This window comes from Methylobacterium isbiliense (genome assembly GCF_022179325.1).
Taxonomy (GTDB): Bacteria; Pseudomonadota; Alphaproteobacteria; order Rhizobiales; family Beijerinckiaceae; genus Methylobacterium; species Methylobacterium isbiliense.
In genome coordinates this window covers 38,006-56,760 of the sequence record NZ_BPQQ01000052.1, presented here as the reverse complement: position 1 = coordinate 56,760, position 18,755 = coordinate 38,006, and the positions used below count along the sequence as shown (strand labels likewise).

Below are 18,755 nucleotides of genomic sequence, written 5' to 3'. Positions count from 1 at the left end.
GTTTTGTCACCGCCCTACACACCGGCGCTCCGGTGCCGCCAGACGGGTACGCAGGACGGGAGCCTCGCGCCAGTGCCGGCCGCCCCCGCGCGGGAGCAGCGGGGCCAGCGCTTCGCCTCAGGGCCTATAGCCCGTCCCTTTTTCCTCCCGCATGCTCGGTTCCTCGCCCGGCGCGCGTTTCCGTGGCGGCGGCGGCTCACGGAGGATGAGCTCCGAAACGAGACCGGCGAACCGGCGCACGTCGTGCTCAAGGCTCGCGGCATCCAGCGAGCGCATGTACCGCGCCCGTTCGTCGACCGGGACGATGGTCCACGGATACCCGCCGGATGCGAGTTGCGTATTCATGATGAACCGGCCGATCCGCCCGTTCCCATCAGGGAGCGGGTGGATGTAGGTGAAGATGAAGTGACCCAGAATTGCACGGACCCGCGGGTCGGCCTCCGCATCGAAGCAGTCGAAGTAGGCGTCCATCGCGTCCTGAACGGATGCATGCGCCACCGGGACGTAACGCGAGCCGTCGAGATAGATGAAGTGGCCGCGATAGCCGGCGAGTCGCTCGGACAGGAAAAGGCCGGCGGCAACCGAAGGCTGAAACATCGCCCTGAACCACGTCATGTGCCTGTCTTGGACGACCCGGGCAGCATCCTCGCCCGCCAGGATGTCCGCGACGGTCCTGCGGACGAGCTTGAAGCACTCCGCGTAACCCTTCGCCGCCAGGGCGTTGCGCTGATCGCGGTCGGCGTCCGAGTTCTCGGGCTTCCAGTCGCCGCGCCTGATCTTCTCGATCAACTCCGGCGTGACCTGGTACCCCTCGATGGATAGCGAGTGATAGGCATCGGCAACGTAGCGCTCGTCGACGTCATCGATGTAGCGCCCGGCATCCTCGACCTGACGCGGTTCCTCGGCGAAGGCTTCCAGCACGCCTGGCCGAAGCGAGGCCCAGAGCGCGGTCACGCGCGCCGCCACCGGCGACACGCGCCGTCGGAACGAGAGACCCGGCGGCACCCTCCGGAGCGGGTTCTCGCGTTCGGACACGCGGTGTCCGCCGGCGGTCATCGCCCCGACGATCTCGTCTGCAACCCCAGTTCTGCCTATGGATCTGAAGGCCGCGGCCAAGCGGCCCGCGACGACCGAGTGCCCGCCCGCGAGAAGCGGCGCGACTACCTCGGACGCCGAGCCGAGCGAGGCCAAGGCGGCGAGGGCGACGGACTGTTCCTGCTCGAAGAAGGCTGGCGCCGCCCTCACGAGCGCTTCGCCCAGGGGCATGACGCGCATCCCGTTTCTCACCTCCGAGGGAGGTAGGTTGGCCCGCATGGTGAACAGCGAAGTCTTGAACGGGAAGTCCTGGGATCGGTTGTTCGCACCGGGACTGATGATCACGACTTGCCGTGGCACAGTGTACTCGCCGGCATGGAGTCGCAACGACGTCTGAGCATCGGCGACCCACCGACCGTCGAAGCGCTCGTCGCAATACATGGACAGGAAGAGCCAGAAATTCGCGTAGTACGGGGTGCTGTCGCCGGCGCGCGCGTTCGGGTCCACGACCATGAGCCACCCGGGCATGATCTGCCGGAGGTAGCCATGCTCGACCAAGCGTTCCTGGTCGGTACGCGACAGGGCCGACGAGCGAAGTACGCACACCCTGTCCGCGCCTGCCGCGCGGAGGCTCTCCAGGGAGGCGGCGATCTTCTCGTTCAAGGTGGGCATCGCAGGCTACCACGTGCGCTGTGCATCCAAACTTATCATCCACTGCGACGCGAAATTTATCAAGCGATGCGATGTCATTTTTATCATCTGAAGCGACGCCGAATCTATCATCCTTTGCTGCGCCGTTCCCATCATCTCGTGTGACACGTGCTCAGCACGTCCCGGCGGCAAGCCTACGAAAAAGGTCGCTTACGTGCCTGCACCTTGGCATGCCGGGGTCGCCAGACCGACCACTCCGTACAGATGACAACCGTCGGCGTCCGAGTGGCCATTCCGGTGGCTTGTTCGAAGGTCCGCTGCTGGCAGCATAGTTCAAGAAACTCAGGATGCGATCGGAGTTGCGCCTCGCACGAGGCTTGTCAGAGGCAACTTCGCTCTTGAACCATCTGGGATGGGGCGGTGGCTGGGGCGGAATGTTTGCCGCGCAAACCAGGTCATGTAGGCCCTGTAGGTGTGGACAAGCCAATCCATCCCCTACCCCTTGTTCTCTTTTCGTTCTAGGAATGCATATCGCCTACGAAGCAGGCGATCTCCTGAAGCCGATGCCTGCCGAGCGCTCCCGTACTGACGAGCCAGCCGCGTCGCCGCCCCCCCATCCAGCACCGACGCAGACGGCCAGCCCTCCCGTGGCTCGGCCGCGGGAGATCTCGCATGCTCGCTCCATCGCCTCTGCTCCCATCCATGGATCCGCATCCGCACGAAGGCGCATTCTCCGACCGACTCCCACGCGCATTCCTGCAACAGCTCGCCCAGGACGAACGCAAGCGCCTCAAGGCTGGCCAACGCTCCGGCGCGTACGGCTTCGGTAACGATCCTCTTCTCGACGAGAACGACGCCGTCGAGCAGATCGTCGTTCAGGACGAAGCCAACCGACCCGAGGCCGCACACGTGCCCGTTCCAGCGGATCTCGCCGCGGTGGCAGTGATGCTCGCCCGCGCCATCGAGGCAGAACCCGGTCTCGTGCGTCGGCTGCGCCGGGAGGCGCCCGTCGTCACGCTCGCGACGCACGTGGCCGATCTTGTCGAGCCTGTCCGCATCGTCGCGGAGAAGTGCCTGTTCCGGCCCGACGCGCAGGTCGTAGAGCTCTCGACGGGGAGAACCCGCGACCTCACACACAGAAACGCCGCCCTTTTCGTCTGCGACGGGGTCGGCCGCGACGCTCGGCCCGAGAAGGGCAACGAGGTGATCGGCACCGCATTGCATGTGCGGGTTCCGATCGTCGGCATCGCTCCGGATCCGAAACGTCAGCTGCCGCGCGACCTCACGCGCTCCGCCGAGCACCGGATCGCGCTGCCGAGCCTGGATCAGACCGGACTCGCACTCGTTGTCGAAGCCGTGGTCGGTAGCCGGCCATCGCGGGGGATCGATCAGGATCTGCTGCGCATGATCGACATCGCCGATCTGCCCGTCGCACTCCGGAGGGCGACGTCCCCCGAGGGATGCATAGAAGCGCTGGAGCGAATCGTTGCTGCCAAGGCTGAATATCTCGGCGAAGGACCTGCGCTGGAGGAGCTCGACGGCTATGGCGAGGCCAAAACCTGGGGTCTTGCCGCTGCAGCCGACTTGCAAGCCTTCCGGAACGGTCGGTTGGGCTGGGCCGAGTTCGACCACCGCGGACTCCTCCTGAGTGGCCCGCCAGGAGTAGGAAAGACTTCCTTTGCCAAAGCCTTGGCGAAGAGCGCACGCGTGCCGCTGGTGGCGACCTCGGTCGCCGAGTGGAACAGCGCCGACTACCTGTCGGGCACGCTCCAGGCGATCCGCAAGATCTTCGCGCAGGCGAAGGCGCAGGCCCCCTGCATACTGTTCATCGACGAGCTCGACGGCATCTCCGACCGCGGGCAGATCCGGGGGGAGTACGTGCAGTACTGGACCCAGATCGTGAACCTGTTCCTCGAGCTGCTCGCCGGCGTGGAGGAGAGGCCCGGCGTGGTGGTGGTGGCTGCCACGAACCACCCGGAGAAGATCGATCCCGCCGTGAAGCGCGCTGGCCGCCTCGATAGGGAGATCGCGATCGCGAAGCCGGACACGACCGCCCTCGCCCAGATCTTCCGTCACCATCTCGGTCGCGGGATCCTGCCGGACGCACCGATGGTGCCGCTGGCGCTGGCGGCGCGCGGCATGACGGGCGCGGACGTGGAAGCCTTCGTACGGCGGGCCAAGGGAAAGGCCCGACGCCACGATCGGGCGTTGACTTCGGATGACCTGCTGGCCGAAATCCGGCAGGGGCGCTGTCCTCTCCCGGTCGGCATACGGCGCCGGGTCGCGATCCACGAAGCCGGGCACGCGGTCGTAAGCCACGCTCTCGGCTTCGGCACCCTCCTGAACCTTTCCTTGCACGATGATGGCGGGCGGGTCTGTATCGAAGTCGCGACGGACGGAGCCGCGACGCTGGCGGATCTGGAAATGGCGATGACGTCGCTCGTGGCCGGCCGGATCGCCGAGGAGATCGAACTCGGAGCCGGCTCGATCGGCGCGGGTTTCGGTCCGGACTCGGATCTCGCCATGGCGACCAGGATCGCGCGCGACATCGAGCTGAGCTATGGCCTCGGGCAGTTCGGGAACGTGTGCTTGGACTCGGCCGCCACCGACATGTTCTTGATCAGCGGTTTGCTGCCGTCCGTTGCCGAGCGTTTGCGGATCGCGAGCGATCGGGCGCGGAGCATCCTTATGGAATACAGGACGGCACTGCAGGCTGTCGCGCACCTGCTCGAGGAAAGCGGCTACCTCTCGCGCGACGAGCTCGACCGAGCGTTGGATGCGAGGATGGGTCCGGAAACCGACAGATGTTTTGCAGGCCGCGAGGAGGTGCGGTGATGTTCGCACCGGCACCCGACGTCCCGGACATGGGCGACCTGCAGCCGCTTTCCGACGCGATCGATGAGCTGTGCGAGATCCTCCACGGCGATCGCGAAGCTGTCATCGAAGGACTGGCCGAAATCGTGCGGAGACGAGCGGAATTCGAGGATCTCAGGACGATATCGATCGATCGCCGGAGCACCTATCGGTAGGTGCGAGTCGTCCAGACGACTGAACGATAAAGCGAGATCTCGCCGCGAGTTCGAGAGACTCCAATCGCGGCGGGAGTGGCCTCAGGAGGGGGTCTGGCCCTCGTCCGCCAAAAACGCATGCTCCCAGCTGCTGACCTGCTGGTTCCGGCGTCCGTCAGAAAATTACTACAAACAACTTATTTCTTGTCGCGAGGCAACACAACGGTAGAAATTTGCACCCTAGGTGGAGACTTCTTCTGAGACGTGTCCGTCGGGAGCTTCCGTCCCCTGATTTTTTGAACGACGTCGATCGTGCTGACCGAGGAGGGGCGCTCTGCAGCACCCGGCCCGGTCTTGCCAGCGCGCTTACTCCTGGTTTCGACCACGACGGTCCTCTGCCTAACGCTCTGTGAGAGTTCGGCAGGCTCCTCCTGCGGAGGCTCGTCACCAGGTGTCGACTTGAATGGCATGTGCGCGGCCCGTCCGACCTTGCTCGCGGAGTACTCGTCCAACTCCTATCGGAAGGGGCTGTACAGGGTGTTACCGTTCCTTCGATTGCTGCGTTTCGACGCGTAGGAAGGTACGGAAAAGCAATGGGTGCCGACGATGCAAATCCGGATCGGAGCCGCAGCGGATGCAGCATCCTGAAGGATGGATCGTTTCGATGACGCCTGCCGAGTTCAAGGCGACGCTGCGCAGGCTTGGCCGAACTCAGATCGGCTTCGCTTCCGAGATCGGCGTCTCCCGCCGCACCATCCATCTTTGGGCCGAGCGGGGCCCTCCGGCCTACGCGGTTTATCTGCTTGGGCTGATCGAGCGGTACGGCGTGCGGGCCGCGCAGGAGGCTTCGACCAAGCCGATCCTCGGAGACGCTGCCGCCGTCTTGGACGATATGTACGCGCGGGCTGCGTCAGAGGGTGTCGGTACGGACTTCGTCGACGTGGTCGAGCATTGGCTCAGGATCCATAGCGGAACCAATATTTAGCCGGCATGACTGCTTATCCGCGCCGTTAAGGCTCGTACTTGGTGTGGATAAGGGTGCGGACCTGCCCTTGATCCTAATCCGATGATTCAAAACCGGAACTCCTCGGATCAGGCCAGGGAAGAGGTGTTGCCAATGCCCGTTATCCACCATGCCTGGCCGGCGAAATCAATCGAGGGCGGTTGCAAAAGGGGCATATTTAGCCCCTTATATCGCTGCGAGCCGACGAGAAGAAGTCTGGCCGCTCCCCTGGGTCGGCGAACGAGACCCTGCAGGAAAGTAAGACCATGACACGGTTAACATCCGTATAGAAGGACGGTGGCGTTGTACTTCCCGTCCATGCGGAAACATTCCAGGACGCAAGGCAATGCTGCAGATCGCATCGAAGGCTCCGCCGCCGACCGGTAATCGCTCGGCCGACGCGCGCTATCCGGGTTTTCGAGGGGGCGTGTGCCGGTCCCCGATCCGCTACCGGCACCGATGGCATCGCGATCTTCTCATCCAGGCTGCTCTCGATCCCGAGATCGATGTGATGGAGCCTGCCGAGACGGACGTTCCCGGTTGCGTCGCGTTCGTCGTTCGCCGGGCCTTCCGCCGAATTCTCGTCGTCGGCGTCCACGACAACTCGCTCCGCCCGGAGATCGTGGCCCAGGAGCCAGCCGTGCTCGTCGTCCGGACGACGGTCCTGATGGAGCCGTTTCTCAGCGCCGCCCGCGCAGTCTGGGCTACTCGGCATTGTCTGATCGCCGCCAGTGACCGCGTCAGGATCCTGGCTCACCTCGATCGAGTCCCGGAGGCTGAGCTGCACGATCTGGCAGCCCTGGTCAGAGCGCCCGCCGATGGTGTCGACACCGTCCTCGGCATGGCGTGTTCGGGCGAACTCTCGATCTCCCTTTCTGACGGGATCTGCCCGCAGACGAAGGTACGGAGGCGGCGGCCCTTGCCGGCTGTGGAGGTGGGCTCCAGCCTCTGAAAGGATGGCGCGACTCCGCGGTTGTCCACAGAAACCAGGCGAGCCGCCGAACGCCATGCCGATTCCCACTTGTCTCGGAAAACCGAGCCTGGCTGATTGATCGACGCGGTTGCTCGTCGTCACTCCTTGGGTAGGGAGTGCGTCCTAAGGGACTCGAGCGACAGTCGGGGATTGCCACCCCTCGGCGATACGCAGTCGCACCCCCGCCCTCGCGGTGTTGCGGCCGGTGACCGACTACCTGCGTAGCCAGACGGCCGCGCCCCGGTCCGGATCAGGGCTCTTAAATCTCAATCTGCATTCATCGCCTCACGGGCCAGTGTATCTGCATAGATACGCTGTGTGCGCGAGCTACGAAAACTTGTCTGTTTTGGAGAACGTGATGACGATCTAGAAAACGAATGGGGGCGCGGTGTCGTCACCGCACCCCTTCAGAAGGAAAGCTGCCGCCTCACGGCCTTGGAACCTCGGCTGCAGCTTCACACACCAGCAGGATCCTACGGATCCGATGGCCCACCCGACCTCGACCCTGACCGGTAGAGGAAGGCGGAGTCGTGCCGTCAAGCACGATTCGAAGGTGTCATCGCCCAAGGGATCCTGCAAGGCCCGCGGCCGCCCTGGTCGGCCGCTGTCCACAGCCGCGATCGTCGGCAGCGTCCGCGCGCCAACAGTCGCCCCATCCATCAACAGCCCGATCCCGGGCCGGTGGACCTCGCGTTCCCGGTCGACGGGACGGCTTTGCCGAAGGCGACCCGATCCATGGATCTCGAAACCTCGATTGCGAACCTGCCGGCGTACATGCCGGCTTTCGCGCCGGCCTTCTGGGACGATCCCGACCCGAGCGACGGATTCCGCCGTCCATCCGCACGCTCGCGCGGCTCGGCCCGCGCCTCTCTGGCCGTCGGCTCCGGCGACGTCTTCCGCGTCCTGCACGTCGAAAGCGGCCTCGAATACGATTGGGCGGTCGTCATCGACGGCCTGATGAATCCGCAGTACTTGGTTGAACAGCCGGAGACCGTGCAGTTCTACGACTTCGACGGAACGCTCCGTGAGCACACCTTCGACTTCTTCCTGCTGACGAGCACTGCACGGCGGATCTACATACAGGTCAAGCCGCTGGAGATCGTCGAACGGTATCTCTGGGAACCGACCATCGAGCTGATCGCGTCGCAGATGTCGGCGGACGACGTCGACGAGGTTCTGCTGCTGACCGACGCAGAACTGCACCCCGACACCATCGCGAATGCGAAGCTGCTACGCCACGTGCGCCGTTGCCCCCCGCACGACGCGGAAAACGTGGTTCTCGAGCTCGCGGAGAAGGCTTCCGGCTTCGCCACGATCGGCGACCTGGTCGCATCGAGCGGTCTCGATGGGATCGCCTTCGTCGCCACCCTGCGCCTGGTCGACCGCGGCCGGCTCGTCGTCCTGGACGAAGGCCGCATCGGATACGGAAGCCGCGTCCGCGTGGCGGAAGCCGCTTCCGGCGAGGCGGAGGCCGACGTCTGATGGCCGCCCCCAATCCGCTCGCGAAGATCACCCGGATCGATCCCGACGCTAGGATCCACGGCTTCGGGGACATCTGGCGCCTGAGGAAATCGACGCCGAATGGTCATTGGCTCTCGCAGGTGTACGATCCTGCGTCGAAAATGTTCGTCTCTCACCTCGACTACAACACGGAGGCGCAGCGCACGGACTTCGTCTACGAGCCCGGTTTCTTCCGCGTCGACTGCGTCCTCGAGCGCAGCAGGAAGCATCATCTCTCGATCGCGCATCTGCCCAAGCAGGACCAGGCCGACGTCGTCTTCAAGGTCAACTGGATCCGAGAATTCTACAAGCTGTACAGAGATGGCACGGTCGATCGAAGCACGAAGGGCTTCGACCTGGCCGTCGAACTCATCGCCGCCAACTTCGGGCTCGCCAAACCCCGCATCAACTGGAACGTCGACGATCCTAATCCGCCACCCAAGAAGCGTGGATGCCGGAACAACGTCAACGCCATTCCGAGCGGATCCTCGCTGCGGCGCTGGATCGAGCGGCTCGAGGAGTGCGACTGGGACCTGACCGAACTCCGGGACGGCAGGCACAACTCCGGCAATACCAAGGGCTGGTTCTCGGACGAGACCTACGATCTGCTGGACAAGTTCGCTCACAAGTTCGCCAGCGCTAAACGCCCCACCCGGTGGGAGATCTACGGGCGCTTCGAGATCGCGTTCAGATGGCAGAACAGGCGGTTCAAGCGCGAGGGGCGCGAGCCCGACCGCAAGCCGAGCTTTTCCCGCTTCTGCCTGGAGGTCGCGAAACTCGATCGCTTCGAGGTCGATCTTGCGCGCCTCGGACGCGACAAGGCCCACCGCAAATGGAAGATTCTCGGCATCGGGCAAGACGTCACGCACGCGCTCGAACGCGTCGAGATGGACTTCTACAAGGTGGATCTGCACGTCGTCTTCGCCGATACGAAGGTCTGGCAAAGCCTGTCGCCGCGGCTGCGCGAGAAGATCGAGCGCGGCTCCTGGTACCTCTGCGTCGCGCTCGATGTCGCGACGCGATGCGTCCTCGCGATGAAGCTGACGCAGCGGGAGGACGCGAGGGTCGCGCTCGAAACGCTGCGCATGATCTATCACGACAAGAGCAGCATCGGCCGTGCCGCCGGTGCTCTCACGCTCTGGGATCAGCACGGGCCGCCTTGGGAGCTGGCGACCGATCAGGGGGCGGCGTTCGTCGATGCCTTCTTCCAGAGCCGCGCCCTGTCGCTGCTCATGGACGTCTTCAATCCCCCCGCGGCGCAGCCGCAGCTCCGCGCCTTCATCGAACGGTTCTTCAGAACGGTGAAGGAGAATCTTCTGAGCCGCTTCGAGGGCAATACCGGCGGAAGCGTTGCGGCACTCGGCGACTACCCAGCCCAGCTGCGGGCCGTGCTGACGGTCGACCAGTTTGCCGATCTGCTCGTGCGCTGGTGCGTCGACATTTACCACAACAGGCGGCATGCGGGCTTGGGCGGCGAGACGCCTCGCGACGCATGGCTCCGTCTCACGAAGCTACTGCCGCCGAGACCGGCACCGGATCGCGAACGGGTGCGGATCAGCTTCGGGATCGACCTGACCAGAACGACGCGGAGGACAGGCGTCCGCGTTCTGGGCCTGGATTACAGCTCGGAGCAATTCCAGGCCCGGTGCCGCAAGCAGGGCGATGCCGAGGTCGAGGTCAAGCTCGATCCCTACAACCTGGGCGCGGTCTCCGTCCGTTTCGATCCGGGGAGCACGGACTGGATGACCGTCCCGTGCCGGACCAGGTTCATGGAGGGGCGCCGTCTCCGCGACTGGCTTTCGGCTTCGGAGGATCTCGCGCGCCGGTTCGATGATGTCGCGCAGATGAGGTGGCCGATCGTCCTCGCGGCGATCGAAGCGATCGAACGTACCCACAAGGATGCCGTCGGGATCGCGCAGATCGGCGACGAGCAGTACGACAGCGATGCGATCGCGTTCCACGAGCGCAAGCTCAGGCTCGGCTTCGCGGTTCCGCCGACCGACGATGGGATCGTACCCGGATCGACGCCGGGCGGAGCAGCGGCATCCGTCGCCCGTACGGGCACGCTGCCGACGAGCTTCGCGCTGCCGGGCAGCCGCAGTTTCGCCGCCGGCGCTCCGCGCGCGACCAGCCCCGTGCACCGGCCTGAACCCCATTCCCCGATCCGGGCGACGCCCGCGGCCGAAGCTCCGGTCTCCGACCGCGCGGCCGCTCCGCCCGTGCAGCCCTGCGGTCCGAACGACCAGACGCCCGGCGAGGACGCCGTACCTCAGCCCGCGCGTCGTTCGGATGCAACCGAGCCCGCCCGGCCGCGCCGGAGGCAGTCCACCTGGAAACTGGAGAAGTAGCATGCTTACCGACGAAAAAGCCCCGGCCGGCGACCGCCGCGCCCCGATGTCCCCTGCCCTGCGCCGCGACCTGATGTCCGGCGTGCGCCGTCAATTCCTGACGACCAGCTCCTTCGAGCATCTATCGATGCAGTTCGACAGGATGCTCGAGCTCCTCGACCCGTCGATCGGCGGGCTCGACGAACTGTCGCCCGACGAGAAGGGCGGCGACATCGCAGCAGGGTGCGTGGGTCCGCTCGCCGCCGACATCGACGTGCAGCCGGTCGACGACATCGACGACGACGCCCTCATGCCGGAGGGCCGGATCCTGGTTCTGACCGGTGAGACCGGTGCTGGCAAGTCGCGTGCGCTCAAGCGACTCTTCCGGAAACGCCACAACGAGCTCGGGGGTCGGCTCCTTTCGATCACCGCACCGTCGCCCTGCACCCTGATGCAGCTGGGGCGTACGCTTCTTCCGGAGTTGGGCTACCCGATCCAGCTCGACAGGAAGGAGCACCTGATCTGGGAGGAGGTCAGGCGCCGCCTCAAAACGGAGGACAAGCGGGTGCTGCACATCGACGAGATGCAGCACGTCACGCAGACCGCGAACGTCGACCAGCAGGAGCGCATCCTCAACACCATCAAGAGCCTGGTGCAGCGTCGCCGCGATCCGATGATCCTCATCCTCTCCGGCACCTGCGACTTGGCGAACTTCCTGCGTACCGACGGGCAGGTGATGAGGAGATGCAGGTTCGTCGAGTTCGGTCGCCTGACGCTTCCCTCGGCAGCCGATCCCATCGCGGAGACGATCGAGAACCTCGTGTCCTTCACGCCTCTGACGATCGAGCCCGAGGTCGCCGACGATCTGGCCGGCCGGCTCGTGCACGCGGCGAACTTCGCGCTGGGCGTCGCAATCGAGCTGATCTGCGAGGCGATCGAGGAGGCGCTGCGCTTCGGAGACACGCGCCTCCTCCCCGACCACTTCGCGACCGTGTTCTGGTTGCGCACCGGTTGCCCGAACACCATGAACCCGTTCCGGGTCCAGAACTGGTCCGACACGGATCCCATGCAGGTCCTGGATCGCCCGCGCACCGACGTCGATCCGCAGAAGCCGGCGCCGATACCGCGCAAGGCGCCGAAACCGCGCAAGGCGGCGACGCCGAAGCGGGGACGGGGCGGCAGGAAGGCCGGAGACTCGAAATGAGACTTCCTTCGGCACGGCTTCGCCCGTCGCTGCCGCATCTGGCGGGGGAGGCTCCGGCCTCCTTCGTCTCGCGGCTGGCACAGCTCCATCTCGTCCGGGACGCGAGCGCCCCGTTCTTCTGTGCGGACATGGGGCTCGATTTCAGGGGCATCGTCGACGGAGACCAGGATGCCTTGGATGCCCTCGCGGGTCTCGCGGGCGCCGATCCGGATCGTCTCGCGGCGGATGCCTTCCGGCGCGTACCCGACGGCCAGACGTTCAGAACCGAGCTCTTCCCCGGCAGGCACCTTCTCAGGACGGCTCTACGCGTGTGCCCGGCCTGCCTTCTCAAGGATTGCGGCCAGGCCTCGAGGCCCGAAACCGCCGCCTACGGGCGGGCGGTCTGGTCGATCATGGCGATCCGGACCTGCCGGGAGCACGGCCTGGGACTGATCGAGCTCGAGCATCAGGAGACGTCGCGCAACCACGACTTCGCGAGGCTTCTGAAGCCGCACCTGCCGGATCTCGGAGCGCTTTCCGAGAGCGCCACCCGCCGTACCGCCTCAGGCCTGGAAACCTACGTGCTCGACCGCCTCGACGACGGACGCGGAAACATTCCCTGGTTGGACACGTTGCCTCTGCATGTCGGCATCGGGGTTTGCGAGACTATCGGCGCCGTGGCACGCTTCGGCCGCGACGTTCGTTTCAACGCCCTCTCGGACGACGACTGGTGCGCAGCCGGAACGACGGGTGTCGCGATCGCGGAACAGGGCGAGGCCGGCATCCGCGAGTTCATGGACGGGCTCGTCCGCTCCTATCCCTACACCCGCGGCGCGACCGAGGGACCGCAGGCTGTTCTCGGGCGGTGGTTCAAGGTTCTGTGTTTCGAGAAGCTGCACCCCGACTTCGACGTGGTCCGGAATTTGGTCGCGGATTTCATCGTCGAGAGGATGCCGTTCGGTCCGGGAGACACGATATTCGGAAAGCCGGTCGAGCGCCGCGTCCTGCACTCCGTGCACACGGCGTCTCAGGAGTTGCGGATACATCCCAAACGTCTGCGCAAGATCCTCCAGGCGACCGGCATCCTGACGAAGGAGCAGGCTGAGCTCCCGAACGGTAGCGCATTGTTCGACGCCGTCGCAGCATCCCCGACTCTCGCGGACGCCGCCGACGGCTTGTTCATGACGGAGGTCGAGGAGTACCTCGGCGCAGGCCGCGTCCAGACGAAGCTGCTCGTCGACGGCGGGTTCATCAAGCCCATGTTCCCGAAGCGCCCGGAACTCGATCACCTGTTCAGGCGCCGCGACCTCGACGCGTTCCTGACGCGCCTGTTCGCCGATGCCGTTCCTGTCGCAGAGCCCGACGAGGACATGGTCGACGTTCAGAGAGCGGTGAAAAAGGTCTGCTGCAGCACCGTCGAGATCCTCGATCTCGTCCTCGGGCGGAAGCTCGCCTGGGTCGGTCGACGGAGCGACGCTCACGGCTTCTCGGCTCTGCTCGTCCGGGTGTCCGAGGTTCGTGACCGGACGCGGGGCTCCATGGACGGCTTTACGACAGCCCGAGCGGTCGAGAAGGTGATGCGCACGAGCTCCGCGGTCGTCCGCAAGCTCATCGATCTGGGCTTTCTTGAGACGACGACGATCGTCAGTCCTTTGAACCGGTGCCCCGTGAACGTGATCAGGGAAGCCGACCTCGAGGCATTCCGGGCGGAGCACGTCACCCTGTTCGAAGCGATGGCGACGACGGGAGTTCACTTCCGGCAACTCCAAAAGCGACTGACCGAACTCGGCATCGAGCCACGGATCCGGCGCGAGGAGGTAGGGGCCGCGTTCTATCGACGATCGGACCTGGCGCGCATCTGAAGCGCTCGCGTGAACGAGCTTCCGAGCCCCCGCAGAGAAATCTGCGGGGGCTTTTTCGTCGCTTCAATCGTGCTTCTTGCGGCGTACCGGCGATTCAATGGCGGGCCTGCAGAGCATCTTATTGTGCCGGAATGAGCATCTTTCGTTGTTTCTCTGAACCGAGAGACAAAATAGATACGCAAAATCAATGGCTTAGTAGCTACGTAGAATCCATGTTTTGCCTGAATCTACACTCGGCCGCATCATCCGATCGCCCCTGTCGACGGCCGCCGGCCGTCGACAGGGTGGGCCACTGCCTGGATCACACGCGTCGCCGAGGATGCCGCCGCGGCCGCCCCGAGCGCCATCAGCGAGGTTGCCGCCATCCGCACGTCCGGCCTGCCGGGGCGCGGAGCGCCCGGCCCGATCGTCTCGCCCGCGCCGCTCTCCCGGTGGGCACGGGCCGGGTGCGGACACGGCCTCGCCTCACTCGTTGTCGCCCTGGATCGCGGCGATGACCGCGTCCGTGACCTGGCGCGTGGTGGCTTGGCCGCCGAGGTCGGGCGTGTGGAGGGTCGGGTCGGCCGTGACCCGCTCGATCGCCCGCATCAGCCGGCCGGCCGCCGCCGGCTCGCCGAGATGCTCCAGCATCTGGCAGGCGGTCCAGAAGGTCGCGATCGGGTTGGCGGTGCCCTTGCCGGCGATGTCGAAGGCCGAACCGTGGATCGGCTCGAACATCGACGGGAATTTGCGCTCCGGGTTGATGTTCGCGGTCGGCGCGATGCCGAGGGAGCCCGCGAGCGCGGCGGCGAGGTCCGACAGGATGTCGGCGTGCAGGTTCGTCGCCACGATCGTGTCGAGGGTCTCGGGCTTCATCACCATGCGCATGGTCATGGCATCGACCAGCATCTTGTCCCAGGTCACGTCCGGGAAGTCCTTGGCCACCTCGGCGGCGATCTCGTCCCACATCACCATGGCGTGGCGCTGGGCGTTCGACTTGGTGACGACGGTGAGCAGCTTGCGCGGCCGGCTCCGCGCCAGCGCGAAGGCGTAGCGGATGATGCGGTCGACGCCCGTGCGCGTCATCATCGAGACGTCGGTGGCGACCTCCTCCGGCAGCCCGCGATGGACCCGGCCGCCGACGCCCGCGTACTCGCCCTCCGAGTTCTCGCGCACGATCACCCAGTCGAGCTCGGGGCCGGTGACGTGCCGCAGCGGGCTCACGATGCCCGGCAGGATCCGGGTCGGGCGCACGTTGGCGTACTGGTCGAAGGGCTGGCAGATCGCGAGGCGCAGGCCCCACAGGGTGATGTGGTCCGGCACGTCCGGCGCGCCGACCGCGCCGAAGAAGATCGCGTCGTGATCCTTGATCTGCTCGCGCCCGTCCTCGGGCATCATCACGCCGTGCGCCTTGTAGTAGTCCGAGCCCCAGTCGAAGTGATCGAACCGGAACCGGAAGCCGCCGGACTTTTCGGCGAGGGCGTTCAGCACCTCGATGCCGGCGGCGATGACCTCGATGCCGATGCCGTCGGCGGGGATCGCGGCGATGGCGTAGGTCTTCATGACGGGTCTCCGTGAGGACGGGGGATGAGGGCCGGCGCGCCGCCCCGGGCGGGCGACCGCGGGGGCGACGGCCGCGGCCGCGACGATCGGGCCGCCGGTGACGCGGCCCGTGCGGTCCTTGAGCCGGCCGTGCAGGCCCGGGATGCCCTCCATCGCGAGGAGGCCTGCCTGCGCGCCAGCTTCCATGCAAGCTGGCATCGGTTAGGCTGCCGGGACCGGGCCGTCAAGCCTTCCATTGCAGCTTGCATGGAAGATGCTATCTCAATCCGAGAGGCGTGAGGGGGGAGCACGATGGCGCGGGCCGGGCCGGCACGAGGCGGGGACGGCGAGAAGCGCCCCTCGCTGGTCGACGACGCCTATGCGGCGATGAAGCGGGCGATCCGGAACTCGGATTTCGCGCCCGGCTACCAAGCCTCCGAGCAGGAGATCGCGCTCCGGCTCGGCATGAGCCGCACGCCGGTGCACGAGGCGGCGATCCGCCTGCAGGAGGAGGGGCTCGTGCGGGTGCTGCCGCGCCGGGGCATCCTGATCTGCGCGATCGCGCCGGAGGACATGCGCGAGATCTACGACGTGATCATCGCGCTCGAAGGCCAGGCGGCGGAACGCGTCGCCGGACTGCCCGAGGCGGAGCGGGCACGCATCGGCGCCGCGCTGGCGGCGCACACCGAGGCGATGGCCGAGGCGCAGGCCCGGGGCGACCTCCCGGCCTGGGGCGAGGCGGACGAGCGTTTCCACCAGACGTTGATCGAGCAGGCTGGCAACGGCCGCATGATCCGGATCATGCAGACCATCACCGACCAGTCCCACCGCGCCCGGATGCTGACGCTCCGGCTGCGGCAGGAGCTCGATGCCTCCGTCGCCGAGCACCGCCGCATCATCGCGGCGATCCGCGATGCGGATCCGGCCGGCGCCCACCGGCAGGCGCGCCAGCACCGCATCCGCGCGCGCGACGCCCTTCTGCCGCTCCTGGAGCGTCTCGGCCTCAGGCACCTGTAGGGCCGGAATCCCCCGCCAGCCCGTCCCGGCGGCCGAAGAAGCTGTTCTCCGGGCGCGGCAGCCCGAGATGCTCGCGCAGCGTCGTGCCGGCATACTCGGTGCGGAACAGGCCGCGGCGCTGCAGCTCCGGCACGACCTTGCCGGTGAAGTCCTCCAGACCCTCGGGCACGTCCGACACCATGATGGTGAAGCCGTCGCAGGCCCCCGCCTCCGCCCAGGCCTGCATCTCGTCGGCGATGCGCCGCGGCGTTCCCACCATGGCGAGGCCCGCATAGCCGCCGAGCCGCTGCGCCAGCTGGCGGACGGTGAGGCCCTCGCGCCGGGCGAGCGCGATGGCCCGCTCCCGTCCGGTCTTCGACTGGTTGCTCTCCGGGATCTCGGGCAGGGGGCCGTCCGGATCGAAGCGTGCGGCGTCGTGGCCGAGCGCGATCGAGAGCGCCGCGATGGCGCTCGCCTCGTGCACGAGGCCGTCGAGACGCGCCCGCTTCTCGCGCGCCTCCTCGTCCGTGTCGCCCACCACGGCGAAGCAGGCGGGCAGGATCTTCAGGCCGGCCGGGTCGCGGCCGATCCGCTCCATCCGGCCCCGCACGTCCCGGGCGAAGCGCAGCCCGTCCTCCAGGCTGCCGGCGGCCCCGAAGATCACCTCGGCGGTCTCGGCCGCGAGCTGGCGCCCGGCCTCGGAGGCGCCCGCCTGGACGATCACCGGCCAGCCCTGGACCGGGCGGGCGACGTTGAGCGGCCCGCGCACCGAGAAATGCGGCCCCTGGTGGTCGAGGGTGTGAAGGCAGGCGGGATCGAAGAAGATCCCGGTCTCGACGTCGCGCAGGAACGCGTCGTCCGCAAAGGAATCCCACAGGCCCTTCACCACGGAGACGAATTCGTGCGCGCGGTCGTAGCGGTCCGCGTGCTCGGGATGGTGCTCCAGGCCGAAGTTCCGGGCCGCGTCCGGGTTCGAGGTCGTCACCACGTTCCAGCCGGCGCGCCCGCCGCTGAGGTGGTCGAGCGAGGCGAACCGGCGGGCGATGTGGAAGGGCTGCTCGTAGGTGGTCGAGGCCGTGGCGATGAGACCGATGCGCTGCGTCACGACGGCGAGCGCCGGGAGCAGGGTCAGCGGGTCGAACGAGGTCACGGTGGCGGAGCGCTTCAGCGCCTCGATGGGCATGTTCAGCACCGCCAGGTGATCGGCCATGAAGAACGCGTCGAACTTCGCCGCCTCCAGCGTCCGGGCGAAGCGGGCGAGGTGGGCGAAGTTGAAGTTCGCGTCCGGAAAGCCGCCAGGATAGCGCCACCACGCCGTGTGGATGCCGACGGGGCGCATGAAGGCGGCGAGGTGAAACGGGCGGACCTGCGCCACGGGTGACCTCCTGGATATCCGCGGGCTCCGGCCGGACCATGGGGCCCGGCCGCGTCTGCGGGAGGCTGCCAGCGTGAGCCGGCGAGGGCATCCCCGTAAAGCCCTCCCGCCCGGAGCCCAGGCCGGCCGCGGCCTGGTGTCCGTGGGCCGCCGGAAAAGATCTCTGCCGGCGCCATCATCCGAAGATCGTGCGCCTCCCGGAGCAAGAAAAAACGAAAATCGATTTCATTGACCAGCCGGCCCGCTCTCGCTGAGATGTGAACGATCAGGACGGCGTTGCTCGGATCGGAGCGATCGTGCGGCCGCTCCTGCACGCGAAACCTTCGAGGATCTTCTCCATGCCGAGCATCGCGGCCCGCCGCGTTCTGACGCGACGCGGCCTTTTCGAGACGTGGCTGCTGCTGTCGGCCTTCGCCTTCGTGTTCTTCAGCGTGGTCACGGCCCGCGCCGACGAGCGGGTGATCCGGGTCGGCTACCAGAAGTACGGCACGCTGGTGCTGCTGAAGGGCAAAGGCCTGCTGGAGCAGCGGCTGAAGCCGCTCGGCTACCGGGTGACCTGGGCCGAGTTCCCGTCGGGGCCGCCGCTTCTGGAGGCGCTGAACGCGGGCGCGATCGATTTCGGCTCGGCCGGCGAGGCGCCGCCGATCTTCGCGCAGGCGGCGAGCGACACCCTCGTCTACGTGGCGAACGAGCCGCCTGCGCCGAAGGGCGAGGCGATCCTTGTGCCCAAGGACAGCCCGGTGCGGAGCGTCGCCGACCTGCGCGGGCGCACCATCGCGCTCAACAAGGGCTCGAACGTGCATTTCCTGGTGGTGCGGGCGCTGGAGCAGGCCGGCATTCCCACCGATCAGGTGACGTTCGCCTTCCTGGCGCCCGCCGATGCCGGGGCGGCCTTCGCGCGCGGCAGCGTCGATGCCTGGGCGATCTGGGACCCCTTCCTGGCCGCGGGCGAGCAGGCCCATGCGGCCCGCACGCTGACGACCGGCGAGGGGCTGGTGCCGAACCGGCAGTTCTACCTGTCGCGGCGGGGCTTCGTGGACGAGCACGGCCGGGCGATCGACGCCACGCTCGCCGCCATCGCGGAGATCGACGCCTGGGCGAAGGACAACACCGACGCGGTGGCGCGGGAGCTCGCGCCGCTCGTCGGCATTCCGGCGCCGATCCTGACCGTGGCGCTCGCCCGCCAGAGCTACGGCGTCGCGCCGCTCGACGCCGCCGCGGTGGCCGACCAGCAGCGGGTGGCCGACACGTTCCACCGCCTCGGCCTGCTGCCCAAGCCGCTCCGCGTCCTCGACGCGGTGCGCCGCCCCGGCACGTGAGG

13 protein-coding genes are annotated in these 18,755 nt (G+C 66.9%); 10 read left to right on the top strand and 3 right to left on the bottom strand.

All coding sequences use genetic code 11. The features are described from left to right. Window positions 1-117: 117 nt before the first annotated feature. Complete coding sequence (locus tag MFF61_RS21525; protein WP_238238264.1) at window positions 118-1,707, bottom strand: Fic family protein; 1,590 nt, start codon at window positions 1,705-1,707, stop codon at window positions 118-120. 651 nt (window positions 1,708-2,358) lie between these two features. On the opposite strand from MFF61_RS21525, the gene MFF61_RS21520 reads away from it, so the two are divergent. From MFF61_RS21520 to MFF61_RS21485, 8 genes are all read left to right on the top strand, one after another. Next, window positions 2,359-4,521 (top strand): AAA family ATPase, encoded by a 2,163-nt coding sequence (locus MFF61_RS21520; protein WP_238238261.1) that lies wholly within the window; start codon window positions 2,359-2,361, stop codon window positions 4,519-4,521. Continuing rightward, window positions 4,521-4,715 carry a hypothetical protein gene (locus MFF61_RS21515; RefSeq protein ID WP_238238260.1) on the top strand — a complete coding sequence of 65 codons (195 nt, stop codon included), beginning with the start codon at window positions 4,521-4,523 and terminating at the stop codon, window positions 4,713-4,715. Before MFF61_RS21520 ends, MFF61_RS21515 begins: the two co-directional genes overlap by 1 nt. Window positions 4,716-5,328: 613 nt before the next feature. Then, window positions 5,329-5,679, top strand: coding sequence for a helix-turn-helix domain-containing protein (locus MFF61_RS21510; RefSeq protein WP_238238258.1), 351 nt, complete (start codon window positions 5,329-5,331; stop codon window positions 5,677-5,679). A gap of 364 nt (window positions 5,680-6,043) precedes the next feature. Next, the gene (locus MFF61_RS21505) at window positions 6,044-6,649 is read left to right on the top strand and encodes a hypothetical protein (RefSeq protein WP_238238256.1); all 606 of its coding nucleotides are present in this window, start codon (window positions 6,044-6,046) and stop codon (window positions 6,647-6,649) included. Window positions 6,650-7,351: 702 nt separating this feature from the next. Further along, entirely contained in the window at window positions 7,352-8,152 is an 801-nt protein-coding gene (locus MFF61_RS21500) for a hypothetical protein (RefSeq protein ID WP_238238253.1), read from the top strand. Further along, on the top strand, window positions 8,152-10,518 hold the full coding sequence (locus tag MFF61_RS21495; RefSeq protein ID WP_238238251.1) for a TnsB C-terminal domain-containing protein: 2,367 nt from the start codon (window positions 8,152-8,154) through the stop codon (window positions 10,516-10,518). The genes MFF61_RS21500 and MFF61_RS21495 overlap by 1 nt, the downstream gene beginning before the upstream one ends. A gap of 1 nt (window position 10,519) precedes the next feature. Next, on the top strand, window positions 10,520-11,701 hold the full coding sequence (locus MFF61_RS21490; RefSeq protein WP_238238249.1) for an ATP-binding protein: 1,182 nt from the start codon (window positions 10,520-10,522) through the stop codon (window positions 11,699-11,701). Next, complete coding sequence (locus MFF61_RS21485; RefSeq protein ID WP_238238246.1) at window positions 11,698-13,542, top strand: TniQ family protein; 1,845 nt, start codon at window positions 11,698-11,700, stop codon at window positions 13,540-13,542. Before MFF61_RS21490 ends, MFF61_RS21485 begins: the two co-directional genes overlap by 4 nt. A gap of 465 nt (window positions 13,543-14,007) precedes the next feature. On the opposite strand, the gene MFF61_RS21480 is transcribed toward MFF61_RS21485, so the two are convergent. Beyond that, a complete protein-coding gene (locus MFF61_RS21480) occupies window positions 14,008-15,084 on the bottom strand; it encodes a tartrate dehydrogenase (protein ID WP_238238235.1) in 1,077 nt (358 codons plus the stop codon). A 291-nt stretch (window positions 15,085-15,375) separates the two neighbouring features. On the opposite strand from MFF61_RS21480, the gene MFF61_RS21475 reads away from it, so the two are divergent. Then, a complete protein-coding gene (locus MFF61_RS21475) occupies window positions 15,376-16,080 on the top strand; it encodes a GntR family transcriptional regulator (RefSeq protein ID WP_238238232.1) in 705 nt (234 codons plus the stop codon). Here the strand turns inward: MFF61_RS21475 and MFF61_RS21470 are convergent. Further along, window positions 16,067-17,434 (bottom strand): LLM class flavin-dependent oxidoreductase, encoded by a 1,368-nt coding sequence (locus tag MFF61_RS21470; protein WP_373324777.1) that lies wholly within the window; start codon window positions 17,432-17,434, stop codon window positions 16,067-16,069. The two genes, MFF61_RS21475 and MFF61_RS21470, sit on opposite strands and share 14 nt — an antisense overlap. Before the next feature lie 338 nt (window positions 17,435-17,772). Here MFF61_RS21470 and MFF61_RS21465 point away from each other — a divergent pair, with 338 nt between their 5' ends. Continuing rightward, window positions 17,773-18,753 carry a sulfonate ABC transporter substrate-binding protein gene (locus MFF61_RS21465; RefSeq protein WP_238238221.1) on the top strand — a complete coding sequence of 327 codons (981 nt, stop codon included), beginning with the start codon at window positions 17,773-17,775 and terminating at the stop codon, window positions 18,751-18,753. Window positions 18,754-18,755: the final 2 nt, after the last annotated feature.